Origin of the sequence: Frigidibacter sp. ROC022 (assembly GCF_024723735.1) — a bacterium.
Classification (GTDB): Bacteria; Pseudomonadota; Alphaproteobacteria; order Rhodobacterales; family Rhodobacteraceae; genus SLM-1.
Window position 1 is genome coordinate 515,265 of record NZ_JANQDU010000001.1, and the last position, 22,154, is coordinate 537,418.

Annotated in this window: 22 protein-coding genes; 15 read left to right on the forward strand and 7 right to left on the reverse strand. The window is 67.0% G+C overall.

Going from position 1 to position 22,154, the window contains the following annotated elements; genetic code table 11:
- Window positions 1-3 precede the first annotated feature (3 nt).
- Window positions 4-1,065 (reverse strand): quinone-dependent dihydroorotate dehydrogenase, encoded by a 1,062-nt coding sequence (locus NUW50_RS02460; RefSeq protein WP_258287472.1) that lies wholly within the window; start codon window positions 1,063-1,065, stop codon window positions 4-6.
- Window positions 1,062-1,400, reverse strand: a complete 339-nt coding sequence (locus NUW50_RS02465) for a DUF952 domain-containing protein (RefSeq protein WP_258287473.1) — start codon at window positions 1,398-1,400, stop codon at window positions 1,062-1,064. The genes NUW50_RS02460 and NUW50_RS02465 overlap by 4 nt, the downstream gene beginning before the upstream one ends.
- Window positions 1,401-1,574: 174 nt before the next feature.
- Here NUW50_RS02465 and NUW50_RS02470 point away from each other — a divergent pair, with 174 nt between their 5' ends.
- From NUW50_RS02470 to NUW50_RS02490, 5 genes are all read left to right on the forward strand, one after another.
- A complete protein-coding gene (locus tag NUW50_RS02470; protein WP_258287474.1) occupies window positions 1,575-3,092 on the forward strand; it encodes a bifunctional metallophosphatase/5'-nucleotidase in 1,518 nt (505 codons plus the stop codon).
- 176 nt (window positions 3,093-3,268) lie between these two features.
- On the forward strand, window positions 3,269-4,504 hold the full coding sequence (locus tag NUW50_RS02475) for a sensor histidine kinase (protein WP_258287475.1): 1,236 nt from the start codon (window positions 3,269-3,271) through the stop codon (window positions 4,502-4,504).
- 5 nt (window positions 4,505-4,509) lie between these two features.
- On the forward strand, window positions 4,510-5,010 hold the full coding sequence (locus NUW50_RS02480) for a response regulator (protein ID WP_258287476.1): 501 nt from the start codon (window positions 4,510-4,512) through the stop codon (window positions 5,008-5,010).
- A gap of 83 nt (window positions 5,011-5,093) precedes the next feature.
- The gene (locus NUW50_RS02485) at window positions 5,094-5,786 is read left to right on the forward strand and encodes an SOS response-associated peptidase (RefSeq protein WP_258287477.1); all 693 of its coding nucleotides are present in this window, start codon (window positions 5,094-5,096) and stop codon (window positions 5,784-5,786) included.
- Window positions 5,787-5,989: 203 nt separating this feature from the next.
- On the forward strand, window positions 5,990-6,817 hold the full coding sequence (locus NUW50_RS02490) for an amidohydrolase family protein (RefSeq protein WP_258287478.1): 828 nt from the start codon (window positions 5,990-5,992) through the stop codon (window positions 6,815-6,817).
- Between the two features lie 22 nt (window positions 6,818-6,839).
- On the opposite strand, the gene NUW50_RS02495 is transcribed toward NUW50_RS02490, so the two are convergent.
- Both NUW50_RS02495 and NUW50_RS02500 read right to left on the reverse strand, forming a co-directional pair.
- Window positions 6,840-7,769, reverse strand: coding sequence for a 3-keto-5-aminohexanoate cleavage protein (locus tag NUW50_RS02495; RefSeq protein ID WP_258287479.1), 930 nt, complete (start codon window positions 7,767-7,769; stop codon window positions 6,840-6,842).
- A gap of 11 nt (window positions 7,770-7,780) precedes the next feature.
- On the reverse strand, window positions 7,781-8,713 hold the full coding sequence (locus NUW50_RS02500; RefSeq protein WP_258287480.1) for a 3-hydroxyacyl-CoA dehydrogenase: 933 nt from the start codon (window positions 8,711-8,713) through the stop codon (window positions 7,781-7,783).
- A 163-nt stretch (window positions 8,714-8,876) separates the two neighbouring features.
- Between NUW50_RS02500 and NUW50_RS02505 the strand changes: the two genes are divergently transcribed.
- Both NUW50_RS02505 and NUW50_RS02510 read left to right on the forward strand, forming a co-directional pair.
- Window positions 8,877-9,599 (forward strand): GntR family transcriptional regulator, encoded by a 723-nt coding sequence (locus NUW50_RS02505; RefSeq protein ID WP_258287481.1) that lies wholly within the window; start codon window positions 8,877-8,879, stop codon window positions 9,597-9,599.
- Complete coding sequence (locus tag NUW50_RS02510) at window positions 9,596-10,363, forward strand: SDR family oxidoreductase (protein WP_258287482.1); 768 nt, start codon at window positions 9,596-9,598, stop codon at window positions 10,361-10,363. Before NUW50_RS02505 ends, NUW50_RS02510 begins: the two co-directional genes overlap by 4 nt.
- 16 nt (window positions 10,364-10,379) lie before the next feature.
- Here the strand turns inward: NUW50_RS02510 and NUW50_RS02515 are convergent, their stop codons facing one another.
- The 3 genes from NUW50_RS02515 to NUW50_RS02525 are packed head-to-tail and all read right to left on the reverse strand — an operon-like array spanning window position 10,380 to window position 13,327.
- Window positions 10,380-11,441 (reverse strand): dihydrodipicolinate synthase family protein, encoded by a 1,062-nt coding sequence (locus tag NUW50_RS02515; protein WP_258287483.1) that lies wholly within the window; start codon window positions 11,439-11,441, stop codon window positions 10,380-10,382.
- Between the two features lie 10 nt (window positions 11,442-11,451).
- Complete coding sequence (locus NUW50_RS02520; RefSeq protein WP_258287484.1) at window positions 11,452-12,297, reverse strand: GNAT family N-acetyltransferase; 846 nt, start codon at window positions 12,295-12,297, stop codon at window positions 11,452-11,454.
- A complete protein-coding gene (locus NUW50_RS02525; protein WP_258287485.1) occupies window positions 12,284-13,327 on the reverse strand; it encodes an NAD-dependent epimerase/dehydratase family protein in 1,044 nt (347 codons plus the stop codon). The genes NUW50_RS02520 and NUW50_RS02525 overlap by 14 nt, the downstream gene beginning before the upstream one ends.
- Before the next feature lie 101 nt (window positions 13,328-13,428).
- Here NUW50_RS02525 and NUW50_RS02530 point away from each other — a divergent pair, with 101 nt between their 5' ends.
- From NUW50_RS02530 to NUW50_RS02565, 8 genes are all read left to right on the forward strand, one after another.
- Complete coding sequence (locus tag NUW50_RS02530; RefSeq protein ID WP_258287486.1) at window positions 13,429-14,916, forward strand: DUF3604 domain-containing protein; 1,488 nt, start codon at window positions 13,429-13,431, stop codon at window positions 14,914-14,916.
- A gap of 10 nt (window positions 14,917-14,926) precedes the next feature.
- Window positions 14,927-15,631 carry a TetR/AcrR family transcriptional regulator gene (locus NUW50_RS02535; protein ID WP_258287487.1) on the forward strand — a complete coding sequence of 235 codons (705 nt, stop codon included), beginning with the start codon at window positions 14,927-14,929 and terminating at the stop codon, window positions 15,629-15,631.
- A 131-nt stretch (window positions 15,632-15,762) separates the two neighbouring features.
- Complete coding sequence (locus NUW50_RS02540) at window positions 15,763-16,704, forward strand: Bug family tripartite tricarboxylate transporter substrate binding protein (RefSeq protein WP_258287488.1); 942 nt, start codon at window positions 15,763-15,765, stop codon at window positions 16,702-16,704.
- Window positions 16,704-17,192, forward strand: a complete 489-nt coding sequence (locus NUW50_RS02545) for a tripartite tricarboxylate transporter TctB family protein (RefSeq protein ID WP_258287489.1) — start codon at window positions 16,704-16,706, stop codon at window positions 17,190-17,192. Before NUW50_RS02540 ends, NUW50_RS02545 begins: the two co-directional genes overlap by 1 nt.
- 6 nt (window positions 17,193-17,198) lie before the next feature.
- The gene (locus NUW50_RS02550; RefSeq protein WP_258287490.1) at window positions 17,199-18,719 is read left to right on the forward strand and encodes a tripartite tricarboxylate transporter permease; all 1,521 of its coding nucleotides are present in this window, start codon (window positions 17,199-17,201) and stop codon (window positions 18,717-18,719) included.
- The gene (locus NUW50_RS02555; protein WP_258287491.1) at window positions 18,716-19,849 is read left to right on the forward strand and encodes a mandelate racemase/muconate lactonizing enzyme family protein; all 1,134 of its coding nucleotides are present in this window, start codon (window positions 18,716-18,718) and stop codon (window positions 19,847-19,849) included. Before NUW50_RS02550 ends, NUW50_RS02555 begins: the two co-directional genes overlap by 4 nt.
- 709 nt (window positions 19,850-20,558) lie before the next feature.
- Window positions 20,559-21,569, forward strand: coding sequence for a Bug family tripartite tricarboxylate transporter substrate binding protein (locus NUW50_RS02560; protein ID WP_258287492.1), 1,011 nt, complete (start codon window positions 20,559-20,561; stop codon window positions 21,567-21,569).
- Between the two features lie 76 nt (window positions 21,570-21,645).
- Window positions 21,646-22,152, forward strand: a complete 507-nt coding sequence (locus NUW50_RS02565; protein WP_258287493.1) for a tripartite tricarboxylate transporter TctB family protein — start codon at window positions 21,646-21,648, stop codon at window positions 22,150-22,152.
- Window positions 22,153-22,154: the final 2 nt, after the last annotated feature.

The window sequence follows — 22,154 nt, forward strand, 5'->3', positions numbered from 1 at the left end:
GCTCTACAGCCAGGCCGAGCGTTCGGTTCCGACCGCTTCGGCGACCGACGCGAAGCCGTCGCGCTCCAGCAGCGCGTCCAGTTCGCGGGCGATCCGGGCGGCCAGCGTCAGGCCCCGATAGGCCAGCGCGGTGTAGAGCTGCACCGCACTCGCCCCGGCCTTGATCTTGACATAGGCGTCTTCTCCCGAGGCGACCCCGCCGACCCCGATCAGCGGCATCTGCCCGGCACTGAGTGCCGCGACCTGGGCCAGCACCCGGGTGGACTTTTCGAACAGAGGCACGCCGGAAAGACCGCCAGCCTCGCTGGAATTTGCACTTTTGAGACCTTCGCGCGAGAGCGTCGTGTTGGTGCAGACCAGCGCATCGACCCGCGCCGATTGCGCGGTCTCGACCAGTTCGGCCAGCTCGTCCTCGGTCAGGTCGGGGGCGATCTTCAGGAACACGGGTATCCGGTGCGGAAGCTCGGCGCGGGCGCTCATCACCTTGCGCAGCAACGCCGAAAGCGCTGCCCGCCCCTGCAGGTCGCGCAGCCGCTCGGTGTTCGGTGACGAGACATTGACCACCGCGAAATCGACATGCGGACCGCAAAGCGCCAAGACCTCGGCGTAATCGGCCGAACGGTCGGCGGACTGCTTGTTGGCGCCCAGGTTCAGGCCCACCGGAATGCCGCCGGCACGGGGCCTTGCAAGGCGGGCGGCAATGGCCTCGGCGCCGTCGTTGTTGAAGCCGAAGCGGTTGATGACGGCGCGGTCCTCGGTCAGCCGGAACAGGCGCGGGCGCGGGTTGCCCGGCTGCGGCAGAGGCGTCGCGGCGCCGACCTCCAGAAAGCCGAACCCGGCCCGCATCAACTGCGCCACCGCCACCGCGTTCTTGTCGAAGCCCGCCGCCAGCCCGATCGGGTTCGGCAGGTCCAAGCCTGCCAGCCTCTGCGCCAGCCGGTCGGAACGCACCGGCCCCGGCAGGCCGGCCAGGCCCAGCCGCAGGGCCCGCAAGGCCAGCCCGTGCGCGGTCTCGGGGTCGATCCGCCGCAGGGCCGCCATGCCGAGGGATTCGATCAGGCTCACGGAATCTCGGGCGGAAAGACATGTCCCGCATCGCCCAGAGGCAAGGGCCGGGACCAGAGCAGGTCCGAGATCAGCAGCGGCCGGTAGAGATGCGGGAACAGGGCGCCGCCCCGCGACACCTCCCATTTCAGCGCCGCGCCCAGGGTCTCGGGGTCGCAGGCCAGCAGCCACAGCCCGTCGGCCCCGGCAAACCACTTCGCGGCGGTCTCGCGCAGCTGGTCGGCGGCCGAGAAATGCACGAAGCCGTCGGCCACGTCGACAGGCGCCCCGGTGGTGGAACCGGCCTGGCGCAGTTGTTCCCATTCCGGGGTGCGGAAGATCTTGTAGATCGGCATGGGCGCTAGATGCCCCTGTTGCCCGGCGCGGGTCAAGCGGCCCCGGAGGGCGACCGTCATCGCCATGTCACCCCGGCAGGCGAGGAATGGCACTGGAATGCCTTTGACTCTGATCCCGCAGAGCGCAAACATGCATTCACAGCTGCTGCAACATAGCCCATGGGGATTGCCAACATGACTCGCCAAATGCACCGCCTTGCCGCGCTTCTGCTCGGCGCTACCGCGCTGACCGCCGGAGCGCTGCCGGCCCTGGCCGAAACCGTCAAGCTGACCGTTCTCGGGGTCGGGGACGTCTACAACTTCCAGGAAAGCGACGGACGCGGCGGCTTTGCCCGGCTGAACGCTGTCGCCAAGGCCGAACGGGCCGCCAATCCGAACACGATCTATGTCTTCGACGGCGACATGCTGAGCCCCTCGATCCTGTCCGGCTTCGACAAGGGCCAGAACACCATCGACCTGACCAATCTGGTGCCCTTCGACATCGCCGTTCCGGGCAACCATGAATTCGACTTCGGGCCGGAGAACTTCTTCGAGAAGATGGCCGCGTCGAAATACCCCTGGGCCGCGATCAACATCACCAACGGCGACGGCTCTCCGGTCGAGGGGCTGGGCGGCGTGATGATGAAGGAGGTCGGCGGGCTGAAGGTGGCGCTGGTGCCGGTGGCGCAGGACACCACCCCCGAGGTCTCCAGCCCGGGTGATCTGAAGTTCGGCCCGACCGTGGACATGGCCATCGCGGCGGCCAAGAAGGCGCGCGAGGATGGCGCCGAGATCGTCATCGGGGTGATCCAGACCAATATGGAGAACGACCGCGAACTGATCGCCAGCCACGCCTTCGACGTCATCATGTCGGGCGACGACCACTCCTTCGCCACCGCCTATGACGGGGTTACGGCCTATGTCGAGACCTCGATCGACGGGCGGTTCCTGTCTCCGGTCGACCTGATGGTCGATATCGAGGAGAAGGACGGCGAACGCAGCATCAAGTGGTCGCCGATTTTCCGTTTCATCGACACAGCCACGGTCGAGCCGGATCCCGCCTCGATGGAGATCGTCAAGGCCTTCGAGAAGCAGCTGGATGACAGCCTGAACGTCGAGATCGGGATGACCGAGGGGCCGCTGGACAGCCGCCGCAACGTGGTCCGGGGCGAGGAATCGGCGATGGGCAACCTGATCGCCGACGCGATCCGCGATGCCACCGGCGCCGACATCGCGCTGGCCAACGGCGGCGGCATCCGCGCCGACCGCACCTATGACGCCGGCACCAAGCTGACCCGGCGCGACATCCTGACCGAACTGCCCTTCGGCAATGTCACCGTGCTGACCGAACTGCCGGGCAGCCAGGTTCTGGCGGCGCTGGAGAATGCGGTCAGCCAGGTCGAGAACGGCGCCGGTCGCTTTGCCCAGGTCTCGGGCCTGACCTTCGTCTATGACCCGACCGCCGAGCCCGGCAGCCGGGTGACCGAGGTTCTGGTCGGCGGCGAGCCGCTGGAGATGGACAAGCTCTACAAGGTCGCGGCCAACGACTACATCCTCGGCGGCGGCGACGGCTATTCCGCACTGGGCGGCGGCCGGGTGCTGATCAATGCCGGGAACGGCAACCTGATGGCCAATGACGTGATGGACTACATCTCGAAGATGGGCACCGTCACCGCCAAGGTCGAAGGCCGGATCAAGAAGCTCGGCGACTGATCGGGGATCTGCCGCGGCAGGAGGGGCGCGTCCGTCGGGCGCGCCCCTTTTCGTTGCGGTGCGACAATTGGCGGTCTTCGGCGCAACGCCGCCCGTCCGCTGGGTTTTTCGCAATTCGTTAAGGATATTCTGCTGCTCTTCGGGACGAGATTCATCTGACCTTCGGTCCCAATGCCATGCTGCAATCCCTCATCGACTCGCTGACCGCCGCCGGCTCGTTGCCGCACGGCGACTGTCTGGTCTGGCGGCCCGATCTGGTGCTGCTGCACGCGCTGTCCGATCTGGCCATTGCCGCGGCCTATCTGTCGATCCCGGCGGCGATCTGGCGCATCCTGCAGGCCCGCCCGGACCTCAAGCATCGCAGCACCACGGCCCTGTTTGCCGCCTTCATCACCGCCTGCGCCCTGGCCCATCTGATGGCGGTGGTCACCCTCTGGCTGCCGATCTATGCCGCCGAAGGTGTGTTCAAGGGGGTCTGCGCGGTGATCTCGGGGGCCACGGCGGTGCGGTTCTGGCGCCTGGTTCCGGTCCTGATCACCGTGCCGCGCCCGGACGAACACGCCCGCAAGGCGGTGTCGCTGTCGCTCGAGGTGCAGCGCCGGTCGCAGGCCGAAGCGGCGCTGAAGGTGGCGCTCGACGAATTGGGCAAGGTCAACCAGGAGCTCGAAAGCCGGGTCGGCATGCGCACCGCTGCCCTGACCCGCGCGAACGAGGAGCTGGAACGCTTCGCCTATATCGCCAGCCATGATCTGCGCGCTCCGCTGCGGGCGCTGATGACGATTCCGGGCTGGCTGCGCGAAACGCTGCAGGAGAAATACGGAAGTATCGAGGACGAGCTCGAGGTCGATCTGCGCGAGATGGAGGTGCAGAGCCGGCGCATGGACCAGCTGCTGACCGATCTGCTGACCTATGCGCGGATCGGCCAGCTGGGCGAACTGGTCTGCGATGTCGATGCCACCGAGACGGTCCGCGAAAGCGCAAGGCTCAGCGGGGTGCCGGCCGGGTTCGAGGTGGATGTCGAGGGCGAATTGCCGAAGGTCCATTGCGCGCCGACCGAATTGGCGCTGGTCATGCGCAACCTGATCTCGAATGCGATCAAGCATCACGACCGTGACCACGGGAAGATCGTGGTCCGCGGTCGTTCGGAAGGCGATCTGGTCAAGATCGAGGTGGCCGATGACGGGCCGGGGATCGCCCGTGCCTATGCCGACAAGGTGTTCGAGATGTTCTCGACCCTGCGGCCCCGCGACGAGGTCGAGGGCAGCGGCATGGGGCTGGCCATGGTCAAGAAGGTGATGGAACGGGCCGGAGGCTTTGTCCGGCTGGGAGAACAGGCAAACGGCCGCGGCGCCGTGTTCGAGCTGATCTTTCCCAATGCCCAGCTCGGGGCACAACGATATAATCAGGAGTAGAGGCAATGCATCAGATACTGTTGGCGGAAGACAGCCAGTTCTCGGTCCGCGACCTGACCCGGAAACTTCGCGCCTGGGACGAGGCCTACGAGCTGACCGTGGTCCGCGACGGGCAGGCGGCGATCGACATGCTCGACCCGGCCTCGGAGACGCGGATGCAGCCGGCGCCCGATCTGATCATCCTGGATCTGAAGATGCCGCGGGTCGACGGGCTGGAGGTGCTGGGCTTCATCCGCGAGACGCCCGGGTTGCACGATCTGCCGGTGGTGGTTCTGACGACCTCGGATTCACCCTTCGACATGGATCTGGCGGATGTGCTGCAGGTGAACGACTACCTGGTGAAGGGTGCCGACGCGAATACGGTCTGCCGGATCCTGGCCAAGCACTCCCGGCGGCGGGCGCCGCGCCTGGGCACGTCGGGCCCGTCGCCGAGCATCGGCGCAGGCCCAGCCGATCCCGGCCCGCTGGAGCCGGAATTCGCCCCGGGGCCACGCCGGGAACCCTGACCTCTGCGGGCCGACCTCTGGCCAGCCCGGTCGGGCTCGTCTAGGCTGCCCGCCGGTGCCGTTGCCGCCGGGGAGAGAAAGCGATGTGCGGGCGATTTGCGATTACCTTGCCGCCCGAGGCGATGGTGCAACTCTTCGATGCCGTGCCCGGCAACGATCTGCCCCCGGTCCCGAATTTCAATGTCTGCCCGACCAATGCCGTGCATGTGGTGCGGCGTGGCGCTGCGCAGGCCGGGGACGGGGAGGCCGGCCGGCGCCTGGTGGCAATGCGGTGGGGCGTCATCCCGTCCTGGTACAAGGCCCCGAACGACGGCCCGCTGCTGATCAATGCCCGCGCCGACACCATCGCCGAGAAACCCGCCTTCCGGCAGGCGGTGCGCAGCCGCCGCTGCCTGATCCCGGCCTCGGGCTTCTACGAATGGACCGTGACCCCGGACAAGGCGCGGCTGCCCTGGTACATCACCCGCGCCGACGATCAGCCGTTGATCTTCGCCGGCATCTGGCAGGAGTGGGAGCGGGACGGCCAGCAGCTTGTCTCCTGCGCCATCGTGACCTGTGACGCCAATCCGGTGATGGCCCGGATACACCACCGGATGCCGGTGATCCTGGCGCCCGCGGATATCGGCCTCTGGCTGGGCGAAGAGGGCAAGGGGGCGGCGGTGCTGATGCGTCCGGCGCCCGAGGATGCACTGCGCTTTCACCGCGTCGATCCGGCGGTCAACTCCAACCGCGCCTCCGGTCCGGGCCTGATCGAACCGATCGAGGCACAGGGGTGAGCGGGGCAGGGGGGCAGTGCGGGGCGGCAAGGAAAAAGGGCCGCGAGGGAGGGCGCGGCCCTTTCCAGTCCGGAGGAGTCTGCTACTACTCAGTCAAACAGGGCGAATAGGTAAACAATCCGCCCTATTGATAGATATTGTCAACAAAATTGGGCGGAATTGAGGCGATTGCCGAAATCTGTGGCAAGGAGAAGTCAGGAACCATGTTGATCGACACCCATCTGCATCTCATTGACCGCGGGCGCCTGTCCTATCCCTGGCTCGACGGGGTTCCGGCACTGAACCGGGACTGGTCGTTGGCCGAGTATACCGCCGCCGCCGGGCGCTGCGGGATCACCGCGGCGCTGCATATGGAGGTCGATACCGCCGAATCCGACGCCGAGGCGGAAATCGGCATGGTGGCCGAAACGATTCAGGCCGGGCTGGTCATCGGTGCCATTGCCGGGGTGCGGCCCGAGCGGCCCGACATCGCCGACTGGCTGGCCGGGCTGGACCGGAAGGTGGTGCGCGGTCTGCGCCGGGTGCTGCATGTGGTGCCGGATGAAGTCTCCGATGCGCCGGCCTTCCGTGACGGGTTGCGGGCGATCGGGCGGGCCGGGCTGAGCTTCGACCTCTGCCTGCGGGCCGACCAGCTGGGCCGCGGCGCGGCGCTGGCCGATGCCTGCCCCGACACGCGCTTCGTGCTGGATCACTGCGGCAATCCCGAAGTGGCCCGAAACGGCTATGATGACTGGGCGGCGCCGCTGGCCGAACTGGCGCGGCGGCCCAATGTGATTGCCAAGATCAGCGGCCTCCTGGCCCAGACCGGGCCGGAGTGGAGCGTCGAGACCCTGCGCCCCTATGTCGAGCATGTCATCGCCAGCTTCGGCTGGGACCGGGTGATCTGGGGGTCGGACTGGCCGGTGGTGACGCTGGGCGGCAGCCTGTCGGACTGGGTGGCGGCGACCCATGCCCTGATCCAAGGATGCTCCGCGGACGAACGCGCGGCGCTGTTCCACGGCAACGCGCGGCGGTTCTGGGGGCTGGCCTAGGACCGACCCCGCCGGCCGCGCCTTAGAACCCGACCTTGTCGGCGCCTTTCAGCTCCAGGATCTCGCGCGCCTCGTCCGGGGTGGCCAGTTCCAGCCCAAGCCCCTCGATGATCTGCCGCGCCTTGCGCACCTGCTCGGCATTGCTCCTGGCCAGTTGTCCCGGCCCGATCCAGAGCGAATCCTCCAGACCGACGCGCACATTGCCGCCCATCGCCGCCGCCATTGCCGCAATCGGCAACTGGTTCTTGCCGGCGCCCAGCACCGACCAGCGGTATTGATCGCCGAACAGCCGGTCGGCGGTGCGCTTCATGTGCTGCACGTCCTCGGGATGGGCCCCGATCCCGCCCATCAGGCCGAAGACCGTCTGGATGAACAGCGGAGCCTTGACGATCCCTTCGTCGAGGAAGTGCTTGAGATTGTAGAGATGCGCCGTGTCGTAGCATTCGAATTCGAACTTCGTGCCCAGCGGCCCCAGGGTGGTCAGGATGTACTCGATCTGGCCGAAGCTGTTGTTGAAGATGATGTTCTTGTTGCCCAGATAGTCGCGCTCCCACTGATGCTTGAGATCGGGGAACCGCTTCAGCATCGGGAACAGGCCGAAATTCATCGACCCCATGTTCAGAGAGGCGACCTCGGGCCGATGTGTCTGGGCCGGGCGGACCCGCTCTTCGATGGTCATGGTCGGGGCGCCGCCGGTGGTGATGTTCACCACGCAGTCCGAGGCCTGCTTGATCACGCCCAGGAAGGGCGTGAAGGCTTCGGGCGACTGGTCGGGGCGGCCGTCTTCGGGGTTGCGGGCATGCAGATGCACCACGGCCGCGCCGGCCTCGGCCGCGCCGATGGCGACATCGGCGATTTCCGACGCGGTGATCGGCAGGTATTCCGACATTGTGGGGGTATGGATGGCGCCGGTCACGGCGCAGGTGATGATGACCTTGCGGGGTCTGGCCATGGGTCTCTCCTTCAGGATTGTTCGGATGCGAGATGGCGGCGCAGCGCGGCCAGTCGCCGGTCGCGCCGGTCCTGCCGGGCGCGGATGTTGTCGGGGCTGCGGTCCTGCGGCCATGTCGCGGCGATCTTTTCGGCGGTTTCGACCGAGAAGACCTCGGGCCCGGCCGGCGTGCTGGCCAGATCGGCATAGAAGCCCCCGTAGCGGGTGGCATAATCGACGATGCCGCCGGGCGCATTGAGGTCGATGGTCTCGATCGGCCCCATCAGCGCCCAACGCAGCCCCAGCCCGTCCTTGATCGTGGCGTCGAGCCCCTCGACGCTGACCACGCCCTCATCCAGCAGGCGCAGCGCTTCGGCCAGAAGCGCACCCTGCAGGCGGTTCAGCACGAAGCCGTCCCTTTCGCGGGTCATCCGTACCGGCACCTGGCCGATCCGGGCATAGAGCGCCTCGGCCCGGTCCAGGGTCTCGGGCGTGGTCCAGGGGGCCGGGCAGAGTTCGACCACCGGGACCAGATGCGGCGGGTTCACCGGATGCCCGACGACGCAGCGGCCGCGGTGTTCCAGGCTTTCGGTAAAGCGCGAGGCGACGATGGCCGAGGTGGATGAGGCGAGGATGGCCCCGGCCGGCGCGGCGGTGTCGAGCCGGGCGAAGAGGTCGCGCTTGACCTCGATCCGTTCCGGCCCGTTTTCCTGCACGAAGGCAACGCCGTCCGCCGCCTCTTCCAGCGTCGGGCAGGTGCGGATGCGGGCGATCGTGGCGGCGGGGTCATCCAGCAATCCTTCGGCTTTCATGGTGTCGCAGAGTGTGGCCATGTCTTCGGCATACCGCCTCAGGACGCCCGGATCGGCGTCCCAGACCTGAACCGTGAAACCGGCCCGGGCAAAGAGCGCGCTCCAGGCCCGGCCGATCAGCCCGGCGCCGATGATGGCAATGGTGTCCGTCATGATGGTCCTTTCGATGCGGCCAGGGCGGGATCGGGGGACTGGCCATGTCCGGCGGGTTTCTTCTTCGGCGGGTAATCAGGGCTTGCGAATCCGTCCGATCTACTGTGATCTGAGATCACAGTTGCGGAAGGACCCGCCGACTGTCAACCGGAGTTCGCAGCGCTTGTCCGAAACGCTCGACCAGTTGCGGCCCGCCCGCCGCCAGACTCTGTCCGACCAGGTCTTCGACGCCCTGAGCCGGATGTTGCTGTCCGGTGCGCTCAGGCCGCGCGACCGGCTGTCGCTGCGCGATCTGGCCGAACGGCTGGAAGTCTCGATGATGCCGGTGCGCGAGGCGGTCAGTCGTCTCGCCGCCAGCGGGGCGCTGGAGGTCTCGCCCAAGCGTGCGGTCATGGTGCCGCTGATGACGGCGGCGCAATTCGCCGATCTGACCATGGTGCGGATGCTGAACGAGGGCCAGGCGGCACGGCTGGCCGCGACCCGGGCCAGCAGGGCCGAGATTGCCGAAGTGGAGGCGCTGGCGCATCGCTTCGAGGACGTGCTGGACCGTGTCCGGGGCAGTGCAGCCGCGGTCGCCGCCAACATGGACCTGCATTTCGCCCTGTATCGCGCTGCCGGGTCGCCGGCGCTGCTCGACGTCATCACCATGCTGTGGCTCAAGGCGGGGCCGGTCATCCATTTCGACATCGGTGACGACTCCGACGCCTCGCAGCTGCGCAGCCACCATTCGCGCGACCATCACCGCCGGCTCTGCGAGGCGCTGCGGGTGCGGGATGGCGAGGCCGCGGCCCTGGCCGTCGCCGAGGACATCCGCGTGGCCTCCGAGCTGATCCGCGCCCGGGGCCGGATGCAGGATGACAACGATCAGAGGGAGATTGCACCATGAAACTGGACCTGGAGGGAGCGCGGGTCATCGTGACCGCCGGGGCGCAAGGCATTGGCCGCGCCATTCTCGACGCCTATCTGGCCGAGGGCGCCCGCGTGGCGACCTGCGACATCGACGAGGCGGCGCTTGCCACGCTGCCGCCCGAAGTCTTCCACCAGAACGCCGACATGGGCGACGGGGCGCAGATCGAGCGGTTCATCGCGGCGGCGATCGGCGAACTGGGCGGGCTCGACGTGCTGGTGAACAACGCCGGCATCGCCGGCCCGACGAGCCCGGTCGAGGATATCGACCCGGCGGACTGGGACGCCACGCTGGCGGTCTGCCTGACCTCGCAATTCCACTGTGTGCGCCATGCGGTCGCGGCGCTGCGGGCCAGTGACAACGCCTCGATCATCAACCTGTCCTCGCTGGCCGGGCGGCTGGGCTTTGCCCTGCGCACGCCCTACGCGGCGGCGAAATGGGGCGTGATCGGGTTCACCAAGTCGCTGTCCATCGAACTGGGCAAGGACGGCATTCGCTGCAATGCGATCCTGCCCGGCATCGTCGCGGGCGACCGTCAGCGCCGGGTGCTGGAAGCCAAGGCGCAGCGTCGCGGCATGAGCTTTGCCGAGGTCGAGGCCGAGGCCTTTTCCTACACCTCGCTGAAGGACTATGTGCAGCCCGAACAGATCGCCGACCAGGTCCTGTTCCTGACCAGCCCGCGGGGCCGCATGATTTCGGGTCAGGCGGTGTCGATATGCGGCGACGGGCAGATGCTGGCCTGAAGCCCGCCCGGACCGGTCAGCCCAGCCAGCGGTCGAGATTGGCGGCGACGAATGCGTCGTCGGCGAGATTCGGATAGGCCGCCGACACCCGGTCAAGCTCTGCCGCCTGTCCGGGGCCGAGCGTCTCGTCCGGGTCGAGGCACCAGATCCCCTCCAGCAATCCCTGACGCCGCAGGACTTCATGGCAGCCGGCGATGCAACCGGCGAAGTTGTTGGCCACGTCGAAGACGGCGGCATTGCAGTCGGTCACCTGGGCGTCCAGCGCCATCAGATCGGCCGGGACCTCGCCGCTTTCGGCCGCCGCATGGCAGCGCTTCAGCAACTGCACGGCACGCTGGGTCCAGACCGACCAGTGGCCCAGCAGGCCGCCCTTGATCCGCACGGTGACCGGCTCCCCGTCGCGCATCAGGGTGAAGGGGGTGATCAGGTCGGCGACGATATGGTCGTCATTGCCGGTATAAAGCGTGACCCGGTCCTCGGCCCGTGCCGCCAGAACGCCGCGGATCACGTCCAGGGTGCGGTAGCGGTTGAACGGCGCGATCTTGATCGCCACCACGTTCTCGATTTCGGCAAAGCCCTGCCAGAATTCGGCGCTGAGCCGCAGCCCGCCCACCGAGTCCTGCAGATAGAACCCGACCAGCGGGATTTCCCCGGCGACCGCGCGGCAATGGTCCAGGATCTCGGCCTCGCTGGTGCCGCGCCAGGCGGCCAGCGACAGAAGCCCGGCATGATAGCCGAGGTCGCGGGCCAGCGCCGCCTCGCGGCGGGCCTGTTCGGTCTTGCCGACCAGCCCGGCGATCCGGACCAGCGGGCGGTCGGTCCAGCCGTCCATCTCGGCGGCGGCCAGGCGCAGCACCGGCTCGTAGAGCCCGACATCGCGGATCGCGAATTGCGTCGTGTGGACCCCGACCGCCAGGCCACCCGATCCGGCGTCGATGTAGTAGCGGCTGAGCGCCTTCTGCCGCCGTTCGTCCAGCCGGCGTTCGGCGTTCAGCGCCAGCGGGTGGGCCGGGATCGCGACACCCTGCCGGATCAGGGCGCGGATGTCGTCAGGCAGGTCTTGTGCGTTGCGGGGCATCTCGGGTCTCCTATCCCAGTTCGGGGCCGGCGATGGCGAACAGGCGCTCCGGGTCGCCGGTGGGCGCCGGGGCGCCCAGATACATGCGGGTGAAGCGCCGTTCGACGGCAAAGCCCCGAGCTTCGAGCAGGGCGTCGAAACCGGACCGAGTCTCGCAGGCGTCGATCACCAGCGCTTCGCCGAAGGCCGCCAGCGCGCTGTCCAGCAGCTGCCCGGCGGTGGCCAGGTCGGGGGCGCAGATCGGCCCGATCTGGCGCGCCTTCAACCCGGCCCGGTGCAGCAGGAAGGCATCCTCCCCGGCGACCCAGCCGATCGGCTCGGCCCGGGCGCAGAGGTCGCGGATCAGCGCCGGGCGCGGGGCCCCGAAACAGGCGCCATCCAGCGCCGTGATCCGGTCCAGGTCCCCAGGCCCGGCGAGGCGGGTTCCGGGCGTGATGCCGCCGGACGGGGCCGAGGCCGGACGCCGCCAGCGCGCGATTCCCCGGCTGCCGGCAAAGCCGAGCTTCTCGTAGACCGGCCGCCCCGCCGGGGTCGCGTCCAGTCCGGCGACCCGTCCGGCACCGCGCAACTCGGCAATGCAGTCCTTCAGCAACCTCGTGGCGCAGCCGCGCTTGCGCCATTCGCCCGCCACCAAGACCATGCCGATCCAGCCGAGGGTCGCGCCATAGGGCAGGGTCAGCGCCGAGGCGATGATGCGGTCGGTGCAGTCGGCCAGCCCGCGCCCCTTGCCGCGGGCCAGCATCCCGCGCCAGTCCTCGGGTGTCTGGTTCCAGCCGGCCTCGCGGACCAGCGCCATCAGCGCGGGCAGGTCGTCCGCCGTCAGGTCGCGTGGCGTCAGGGTGTCAGTAGCGTCCATCCCGGACCTCGAATTTGGTCGGCTTGCCGTGACTCGGCTTGTTTCCCGAGATCCAGTCGGCGGTCCAGCGCATCATCCGGTCGAGCGGCACCCGCGGGTAGCCGAACAGCCCAAGGGCGCGGGCCGGATTGTTGAGCCAGGCGGTCGGGGCCTCCTGGCCGACGATCCGGGCCGGCCGGTCCAGCAGTTCGGCAAAGCGCTGCGCCGCCCAACGGGTCGAGACGGTTTCCGGGCCGGTGACGTTCAACGGGCTGGTCGGTGTGGTGCAATGCGCCAGCGACCGCAGGATCTGGGCGTTGGCGTCGCCCTGCCAGATCATGTTGACATGGCCCATGGTCACGTCGATCTCTTCGCCCTCCGCCACCTTGCGGGCGATGTCGTGCAGCACGCCATAGCGCATGTCGATGGCGTAGTTCAGCCGGATCAGCCGCCCCGGCGTGCCGTGCCTGGCCGAGAAATACTGGAACATCCGCTCGCGCCCGACGCAGGACTGGGCATATTCGCCCGGCGGGTCCGGGGGTGTGTCCTCGGTCGGGCCCTGGCTGTCGGTGGCCACGAAGGGATAGACGCAGCCGGTCGACATCGCGACGATCCGCGCCTTGGCATAGCGTTCTGCGACCAGCGCGGGCAGATGCACGTTCATCGCCCAGGTCAGGCCGGGATTGTCGTTGGCCCCGAACTTGTGCCCGGCCATGTAGACCACATTGGCGGCATCGGGCAGGGCGGCCAGCGCGTCGCGGTCCATCAGATCCGCCGCGATGGTCGAGATGCCATGCGCGTCGAGCCGTTTGCGCTCCTCCTGGTTCGAGAACCGCGACACCGCGTGAACGGTCTTGTCCGGCGCCGCGTTCTGCGCCAGCCGCGCCATGGTCGGGCCCATCTTGCCGCCGGCGCCGAGAATCACGATGTCGCCGTCGATCCGGGCCAGATCCGCGATCAATCCGGCATCCGGCGTGGTCAGGAAGGCTTCCAGCGCCTCGATATCCTCGAACCGGTCGGGCAGGGCTTCGCCCCGGGTATCTGTGTTCATGATGACTCCGTCGCTTGATCTGAGGTGACCGACGCGCTAACAACATTGGTATCAACCATCTGGTTGAAAACTGCCACAGTGTGGGGGGGGAGGCAAGGGTCATGACGTCCGGCTATCAGATACTGTTCGGCGACATTCACAACCACAACGCGCTTGGCTACGGCACCGGGTCGCTGGAGCGGGCCATCGACATCGCCCGGAATCATCTGGATTTCTTTTCCTTCACCGGCCATTCCCACTGGCACGACATGGAGCCGATGGAGGGCGGGCGCGAAGCCCATTGGCTGAAAGGCTTCCGTCGGCTGGAAGAAGGCTGGCCCAAGGTCCAGAACCTGATCGCCGATGCCAACAGCGCCGACGATTTCAGCGCGTTTCTCGGGTTCGAATGGCATTCCAGCACCTTCGGCGATCAATGCGTCGTCTTTCCCGAGGATCACCGTCCCCTGTTCCGTCCCGACGACATCGAGACGCTTCGCGGGTTCTGCCGCGAGGAGCGGGCGCTGATGATACCCCACCACCTGGCCTATCCGCAGGGTCATCGGGGCGTGAACTGGAATGTCTTCAACTCTGAATGCACGCCGGTTGTCGAAATCTACTCCGAGCACGGCAACTCGGAAAACGATCGCGGCGCGTTTCCCTTCTTCAACCATTCCATGGGCGGGCGCGAGACCACCAATACCGTGGCCCATGCGCTCGAATGCGGTTTGCGTTTCGGCTTCGTGGCATCCTCCGACAGTCACTGCGGATTTCCCGGCGCCTATGGCGAAGGGCTGATGGCGGCGCTGGTCAAGGAGAACTCGCGAGCGGCCATTCTGGATGCGATCCGTCAGCGGCGCACCTATGCGCTGACCGGCGATCGCATCGCGATCGACTTTGCCGCCGACGGGGCTCCGATGGGGGCGTTTCTCGGGGCCCGGAACAGCGTCGAGATTGCCTATGATGTTCAGGGCCGCGACGAAATGGACGTTGTCGAGATCATTTCCGGCGGCGAGATCGTGCATCGCGGCTTCCCCGCGCCGGCACCTTTGGGCGGCGACGGCTTTGCCGATCCGGTGCAGGTTCGGTTGGAATGGGGCTGGGGACCGTGGGGCGACCTGGCTCTGGAGCGGATCTGTGACTGGGAGATGGATGTCGCCGTCGAGGGCGGGCGGCTGCTCGACTTCTGGCCCTGTCTGCAATCGGGCCCGTTCGACGAGGCGCGGCGTCACCGGATCGCAAGGAAGGGCAGCGACGGCCTGTCGATCCGGTCGTATACCTCGCGCCGCGACGCCTATCGCGGCAATCCGAACCAGAGCGCCATTCTGGAAATCGCCGGGGATGCGGGAACCCGCGTGAGCCTGTCGCTTCGCCTGCCGGTCGAGCAGAAGAGCGAAACCTCGCTGGCCGAACTTGCGAAGACGTCGAAGAACCTGTTCACGGGTCCGTTCCCGAAGGAAGCCTATCAGTGGCACCGACTGGTACCGATGAGCGCCTCGCGGGTCACGGGGCGCTGTGATGTTCCTCTGGAAGGTGGTCGCGGCCACGTCTATCTGCGCGCCCGCCAGGCCAATGGCCAAATAGCATGGGCAAGCCCCGTATTCGTGGGATAGGCTGGGCAGCATGAATGACGACAGGCCTCCCGGGCGGTCCCCGCGTGCCAAGACCGGGGGCGCCGGTCGGGTTCGGGACCCCGAACAAACGCGCGAGCGCATCCTCGACGCCGCGCGAGACGAATTCTCGGCCAAGGGGCTGAGCGGCGCTCGGGTCAACACGATCGCCGAGCGGGCAGGGGTGAACAAGCAGCTGATCTACTACTACTTCGACGACAAGGAGCGTCTGTACGGCGCCGTCCTGGAACGTGCCTACCGCGACATCCGCAAGCAGGAGAACGCGCTGGACCTGGATGCGCTGTCGCCGGAGGACGCGCTGCGCCGCTTCATCCATTTCAACTTCGATTACACCGTCAAGAACCGGTATTTCGTCGCCCTGCTGAACGACGAGAACCTGCACAAGGCGCGCCACGCCAAGGTGAACGACAGGATTCCGGCCCTGCAGAGCACGATGAAGCGGACCCTGGCGCGGGTGATTCGGCGGGGGCTGGAGGACGGCAGTTTCCGGCGCGAGGCCGACCCCGTCGAACTCTACATCTCGATCGCATCGCTTTGTTATTTCTTCCTGTCGAACCGGCACACGCTGTCGGTGATCTTCAATGTCGATCTGCTGGAAAGCGATCGGATCGAGGCGCGCCGCGATCACGTGACCGAAATGGTCCTGAGCTATCTGCGCAGCGTGCCGGCGGCCCCGCCCGGCCAACATAAAACTTGACATAAGGGAAACTTGCGGGAGACTGTCAGTATCAACCAAGCGGTTGAAAGCGTCCGGGGCGAAAGCTGCGCAACACGTGGGGCATCTCTCATGGGCGCTCGGCGCAGACATGCACCAAGGGGGGACTCATCATGAAACTGACCGTCAAACTCGCAGGCGTGATCGGCGCGCTGGCAATGGCGACCGGCCTTGCCGCCGCGGATGACTATCCGGAAAAGCCGATCTCGATGATCGTGACGTGGAACGCAGGCGGCAGCACCGATGTCCTGGCGCGGCTGCTGGCCGAGCCGTTGAGCAAGGAACTGGGGGTGCCGATCGCGGTGACCAACATGCCCGGTGGTGGCGGGTCGCTGGGCACCCAGGCCGCGCTGGACGCGCCGAAGGATGGCTACACGATCCTCGCCACGACCTCCGGCAACCATATCCTGACGCCGCTGAAGAACGACGTTGGATATCGCTATGACGACTTCGAGCCGATCGGACAGCTGGTGGCCGCGTCGCTGATCCTCGCGGTGCGCGAGGATTCGCCCTGGCAGACGCTGGATGACTTCATCGAGGCCGCGAAGGCCGAGCCCGGCAAGTACCTGTTCGGGGCGGTGCCGGACGTGGCGCCGCACCTGACGATGCGGGCGCTGGCCGATGCCGCCGGCCTCGATGTCGTTCATCTTCCCCAGCAGGGCGGTGCGCCGGGGGCGACGGCGCTGCTTGCCGGCGACATCGACCTGTTGCCGGCCAACGCCGCCACGGTGGCTTCCAGTCTCAAGGGCGGAAAGATGCGCGGACTTGCCGTGTTCAGCGCCGACCGCGACCCGGCCTTTCCCGATATCCCGACCGCCAAGGAGCAGGGCTACGAAGTCTATGGCAGCCCGTTCGTGGGCCTGGCCGTCGCCAAGGGCGTGCCGGATGATGTCCTCGAGACGCTGAAAGCCGCCTTCGACGCGGTGGCCAATGACCCGGCGTTCCAGGAGCGCGCCGTCAAGACAGTGTCGGCGCTGACCTATCTGCCGGCCGACGAATTCGGCAAGATCTGGGAGCGCGACTGGAAAACCTACGCGCCGATGCTGCAAAAGTGATGTCGGTCGCGCGCGGCTTGCGCCGGCTCGATGGCGATGGTTGGGCGGCGCTGGTTCTTCTGGGGTTCTGCGCCGTCTTCCTGTTCGATCTGCTGAACAGCCAGGCCACGGGCGCCTATGTGACCTCGGTGACCATGCCCATCGCGATTGTCGTGTTGATGGCGTCGATGGCGCTGGTGCTGCTGGTCGGTTCGGTCCTGCGGACCGGCCGGACCGCACCGAAGCCGCGCGCCGAGAGTCCGTCCGGCCGGGGGCTGAACTGGCGCGTTCCGGCAATGGTGCTCTGGCTGGTCGCCTACACCGCCGCACTGCCCTGGGTCGGCTATCTGCTGGCCAGCGGGGTGTTTCTTGTCGGCGCGGGCATGCTCTATGGCAACCGGCGGTGGACGGTCCTGCTCGCTTCGGCGGTCGTGCTGCCGGGCCTGCTGCTGCTGTTCTTCGAAAAGGTCATGATCGTGCTGCTTCCCGCCGCGCGCCTCTGGAACTGACGCGCCATGGATTTCCTGCTTCAAGGCCTGCCCGAGATCGCCTCCATCCAGGTGTTCCTGATGCTGTCTCTGGGCCTCGTGGTGGGGATCCTGATCGGATCCGTGCCGGGCCTGAACGTGCCGCTGGCCGTCGCGATCGCCTTGCCGATCACCTTCAACGTCGAGCCCATCGCGGGCCTGGCCATGCTGGTCGGTATCTACAAGGGAGGCACCTATGGCGGTTCGCTGACGGCGGTTCTGATCAATGTGCCAGGCACGCCGGCGGCGGCGGCGACGGCAATCGACGGCAACGAACTGACGCGCCAGGGCAAGGCGGGCAAGGCGCTGAAGATGTCGCTCTACGCATCGGTCTTTGCCGAGTTCGTCAGCGACATCGCCCTGATCGCCTTTGCCGTTCCCATGGCGGGCTTCGCGCTGCGCATCGGCCCGCCAGAGAGCTTTTCGCTGGGCATCTTCGCGCTGACGCTGGTCGGCGTGCTGTCGCAGGGAAACATGGTCAAGGGGTTGATCGCCGGTGCGATGGGCCTGTTCCTGGCGACCTTCGGGGTCGATCCGTTGAGCGGCGAGTTCCGGTTGACCTTCGGGTCCCGTCAGCTTGCCGGGGGATGGTCGTTCATCGCGCTGGTGATCGGCGTCTTCGCCATTGCCGAGGCTCTCGGCGTCATGGAATCGCGGGTCACGAGAACCCGGAGCAAGGCGGCTCCGCGCCTGGACGATCCCGACAATTGTCTCACGCGCGACGACTGGCGCCGGTCGCTGCCGGTCATCGGGCGGTCGTCGCTGATCGGGGTCTTCATCGGCGCGATTCCGGGGTTGGGATCGGCGGTTTCGGCCTATCTGAACTATGGGCTGAGCCGCAGTCTTTCGCGCGAGCCGGAACGTTTCGGGAAAGGTGCCATCGAAGGCGTCGCGGCCGCGGAAGCGGGCAACAATGCCGTGACCAGTTCAACCTTCGTGCCGCTCCTGACATTGGGGATTCCGGGCGACGTCATCACCGCGATCATGCTGGGCGCGTTCATCGCGCACGGGCTTGTGCCCGGCCCGGCGCTGTTCGAACAGCAGGGGGCTTTCGTCGCCGGCTTCTTCCTGATGATCCTGGCGGCCTCGGTGCTGCATCTGGTGATCGGGCGGCTTGGGATGTACGCGTTCATCCAGACGACCCGGGTGTCGAATCCGGTGCTGTTTCCCGCCGTTCTGGTGCTGGGCGTGACCGGGATCTTCGTTTCCACCAGCAGCTATTTCGACATCTACGTGATGATCGGATTCGGCGTCCTGGGGTATCTGATGAACAGGCTGGGCTTTCCGATCGCGCCGCTTCTGATCGGCTTTATCCTGAGCCCGCTGATCGAGATCGGGTTGCGGCAGGCGGCCATTATGGGGCGCGGCGACATGACCATATTGCTCACCCGGCCAATTTCGGCGCTGTTCCTGGCTTTCGCGCTGCTGACCGTCCTGGTGGTCGGCTGGCGGGAATACGCGGGACGGCGAAAACGGACGCAAATTCAGGATGAGGAGCCGCTGACATGAGAATCGAGCGAATCGAGGTGCTTCCGGTTCGGCTGCCCCTGAAAGGGGTGCTGAAACTGGCGCGGGGGGTGTCGCGCTCGATCGACGAAGGCAAGCAGATCGCGCTGGTCAAGATGACCGGCGACGACGGGACCGTCGGCTGGGGCGAGGCCGGGCCGAGCCGCCGCTGGTCGGCCGAAACCATCCATTCGGTCACGACGACGATCCGGCACGTCCTGGCGCCGGTGCTGATCGGCAGGGACCCGTTCGACATCGCCGGCCTGCATGCCGCGATGGACACCGAACTCGCTCCGGGCTTCGACCCTGGCCAGCCGATCGCCAAGGGCGCGCTGGACATGGCGGCGCACGATCTGATCTGCAAGGCACTGGGGATCAATCTTCAGACCTGGCTGGGCGCGAAACGGATGGATCGGGTCGAGCTGGCCTATCTGGTCTCGCAGCCGGGTCCCGACGAAACCGCGGCGGCGGTCGGGAAGGCGCTGGACGAAGGGTTTCGCGCCTTCAAGGTCAAGGTCGGCAACAGCCCGGCCTTCGATGCCGAGATCGTGCGCGCGGTGCGTCAGGCGGCGCCCGACGCGGTGGTCTGGGTCGATGCCAACCAGGGCTACGATCTCGACAACGCCCTGCGCGCAGCAAAGCTGTTCGAAGCCGAGGGCATCGAACTCTTCGAACAGCCGATCCCGATGACCGACCTCTACGGCCTGAAGAAGCTGCTCTCGGCCACGGCGATGAACATCGCCCTGGACGAAGCCGCCATGGGGCTGCCGCTGATCATAGACCTGTTGCGACGCGACGCGGTCGAAGGGCTGGTCTGCAAGGTGCAGAAGGTTGGCGGCATCCACTACGCCCGGCAACTCTGTGACCTGGCGCGAAACGCGGGCATGAAGCTGATCGGGTCGGGGCTGATGGACGCGCCGATCGGATTTGCCGCTTCGGTGCATGTCTTTGCTGCCTACGGGATCGACTATCCCGTCGATCTGAACGGGCCGCAGCATCTGTCTGGAGACTATCTGCGAACGCCGCTGCCGCGCGAGGGACAGATGGCATTGGTGCCTCAGGTTCCCGGCCTGGGCTGCGACATCGACGAGGACCGGGTGCGTGGCGAATTGGCGCTGGACCTGTCGATCTAGATGCTTGTTCCGGGGGCGGAAAAACTGTTCGGGCGGGCGGCCTGGCGGACCCGGGCGGGGAAATCGCGGGCATGGCCCCGTTCACCCGGCCCGGCGCGTTTGGGCCGCGCGTTTTGCGGCCGGAGTGCGCTTGACCTTGGCGCGCTGTCGGACCACGATGTAACCGGTTAGTTGAGATGAGTGGCGGGGCGATTCATCCTGCGAGGAAACGCGGAGTCGAGATCAACATGCATGGAACGACCGTTCGGACGCGTCGCGATCAGCATCTTGCGCGATCGAACAGCGTTGTTCCTGCGCGGTGCCGGCCTGCATCGGCGGGTCGCGACCGGCCGGCGCCGGGCAGGGGGCTTGTCGGAAGATGCGCCGCCAGGGCCGAGGCCCGCCGGGGGTGGTGATCGGCGTGGTCCAGGACTGGCGGATTCAGACCGCGGCTGTCGTCTCGGCGTTGTTGGCGTGGGGACGACAGAGCTTTGACAAGCCAGAGCCGGCGGTGTCACTGTCGGATCAGGGATTTCGTGTGCCGAGTCGGGTCTGTGACCCGGGTGCGGCAAGCGTCACGCGGGGCAGGTCGAATCGGTCCGTCCTTCGGGCGTCGGGCGGCGGACGATGTGGCGGGACGCGAGGGCCGCCGAGTGGTGGTGCCGGGATTTTCATGACTGCAACTGGGCGCGGCGGAGCCGTGCCGGACGGAAAAAAGGGAGGACTGAACTTGAAACAGACATTCGCACTGACCCTCGGGGCGCTGCTGGCCACGACCGGCCTGGCAACGGCAGGAGACTGGGTGCCCGATCAGCCGATCACCATCATCGTGCCCTGGTCGGCGGGTGGCTCGACCGATCAGGTCACGCGCATCATCGCCGACGAGATCCACAAGGCGCTCGACGCCACCGTGGTGGTCGAGAACCAGCCCGGTGCCTCGGGCTCGATCGGGACCAAGAACGCGCTTGACGCCGAGAAGGACGGCTACACCTGGACCGCCGGCGCGGCGCAGGACCTGGGCACCTACCAGGTGCTCGGCATGATCGACACCTCGATCAAGGACTGGCATCTCTATCTCGACGTTGCCAACGTCTCGGTGATCGGCGTCAACGCCGATGAGCCCTGGCAGGACTTCGGCGAGCTTCTGGAAGCGATGAAGAAGGACCCGGGCAAGATCTCGGTCGCCACCGGCGGGATCACCTCGGCCGGGCACAACGCGATGGAGGCGATCGCCGCCCTGGCGGGGGTCGAGTACAAGCATGTCACCTATGACGGCGGTAACCCGGCGGTCATCGCGACCGTGTCGGGCGAAACCGACCTGACCACGCAGCTGGCCGTGGAACAGGCCGAAATGATCCGCGCCGGGCGGATCCGGCCGCTGGCGGTGCTGAACGACGAACCGCTGATGATCGAGGGCTATGATCAGCCGATTCCGCCGGTCACCGACTGGCTGAAGGACTTCTCGCCGGCGCCGAACTACTTCGGCGTCTTCATCCCGGATGGCGTTCCGCAGGAAGTCATCGACACGATGGACGAGGTCTGGAAGACCAAGATCGCCAACTCCGAGGCGCTCAAGGAATATGCCAGTCAGCGCGGCGCGGTCTTTGCGCCCTACTACGGCGAGGACGCGCAGAAGCGGGTGATGCCGGCGATCAGCAAGAACGCCTATCTGATGTTCGACGGCGGCAAGACCAAGACCGATCCGGCGACACTCGGGATCGAGCGTCTGGACGCCAAGTAAGGCGACACTCTGCGGACGCCCCGGGCAGACCGTCCGGGGCGTCCTGCTATTTTCGAACAGGCATGCCGGGAGCATCATGGCGCGCGCAGACCTCATCACTTCGATCGTTTTCATGATCCTCGGACTGGCAATCGCCGAGGAATCCTGGCGGATGCCGACCTATACCGATGTCGGGTCCAGCATCTGGGCGGCGCCGGGCATGGTGCCTGGGCTGCTGGGGCTGGCGCTGACCTTCATGGCCGCGATCCTGCTGTTCCGCTCGATCAAGGCGCGGCGGGGCGAAGGGGTGCCCGAGGGCGACGCGGACGACGTGCTGCCGCCCGAACCGGGCAGCCGCGGCCGGGTCGCGCTGACCCTGGTGCTGTGCCTGACCTATGCCGGTGTGCTGGTGGGCAACATGCCCTTCGCGCTGGCGACCGGGCTCTTCACCTTTGTCTTCATCATGATCTTCGAGCTTTGGGGCCACCCCGAGGCGCAACGCAACTGGCTGCGCCATGCCGTGGTCGCGTTGATCATCGCCGTGATCGCGGGCTGGCTGATTGCCTATGTCTTCTCGAACATCTTCTTCGTCCGCCTGCCATGAGG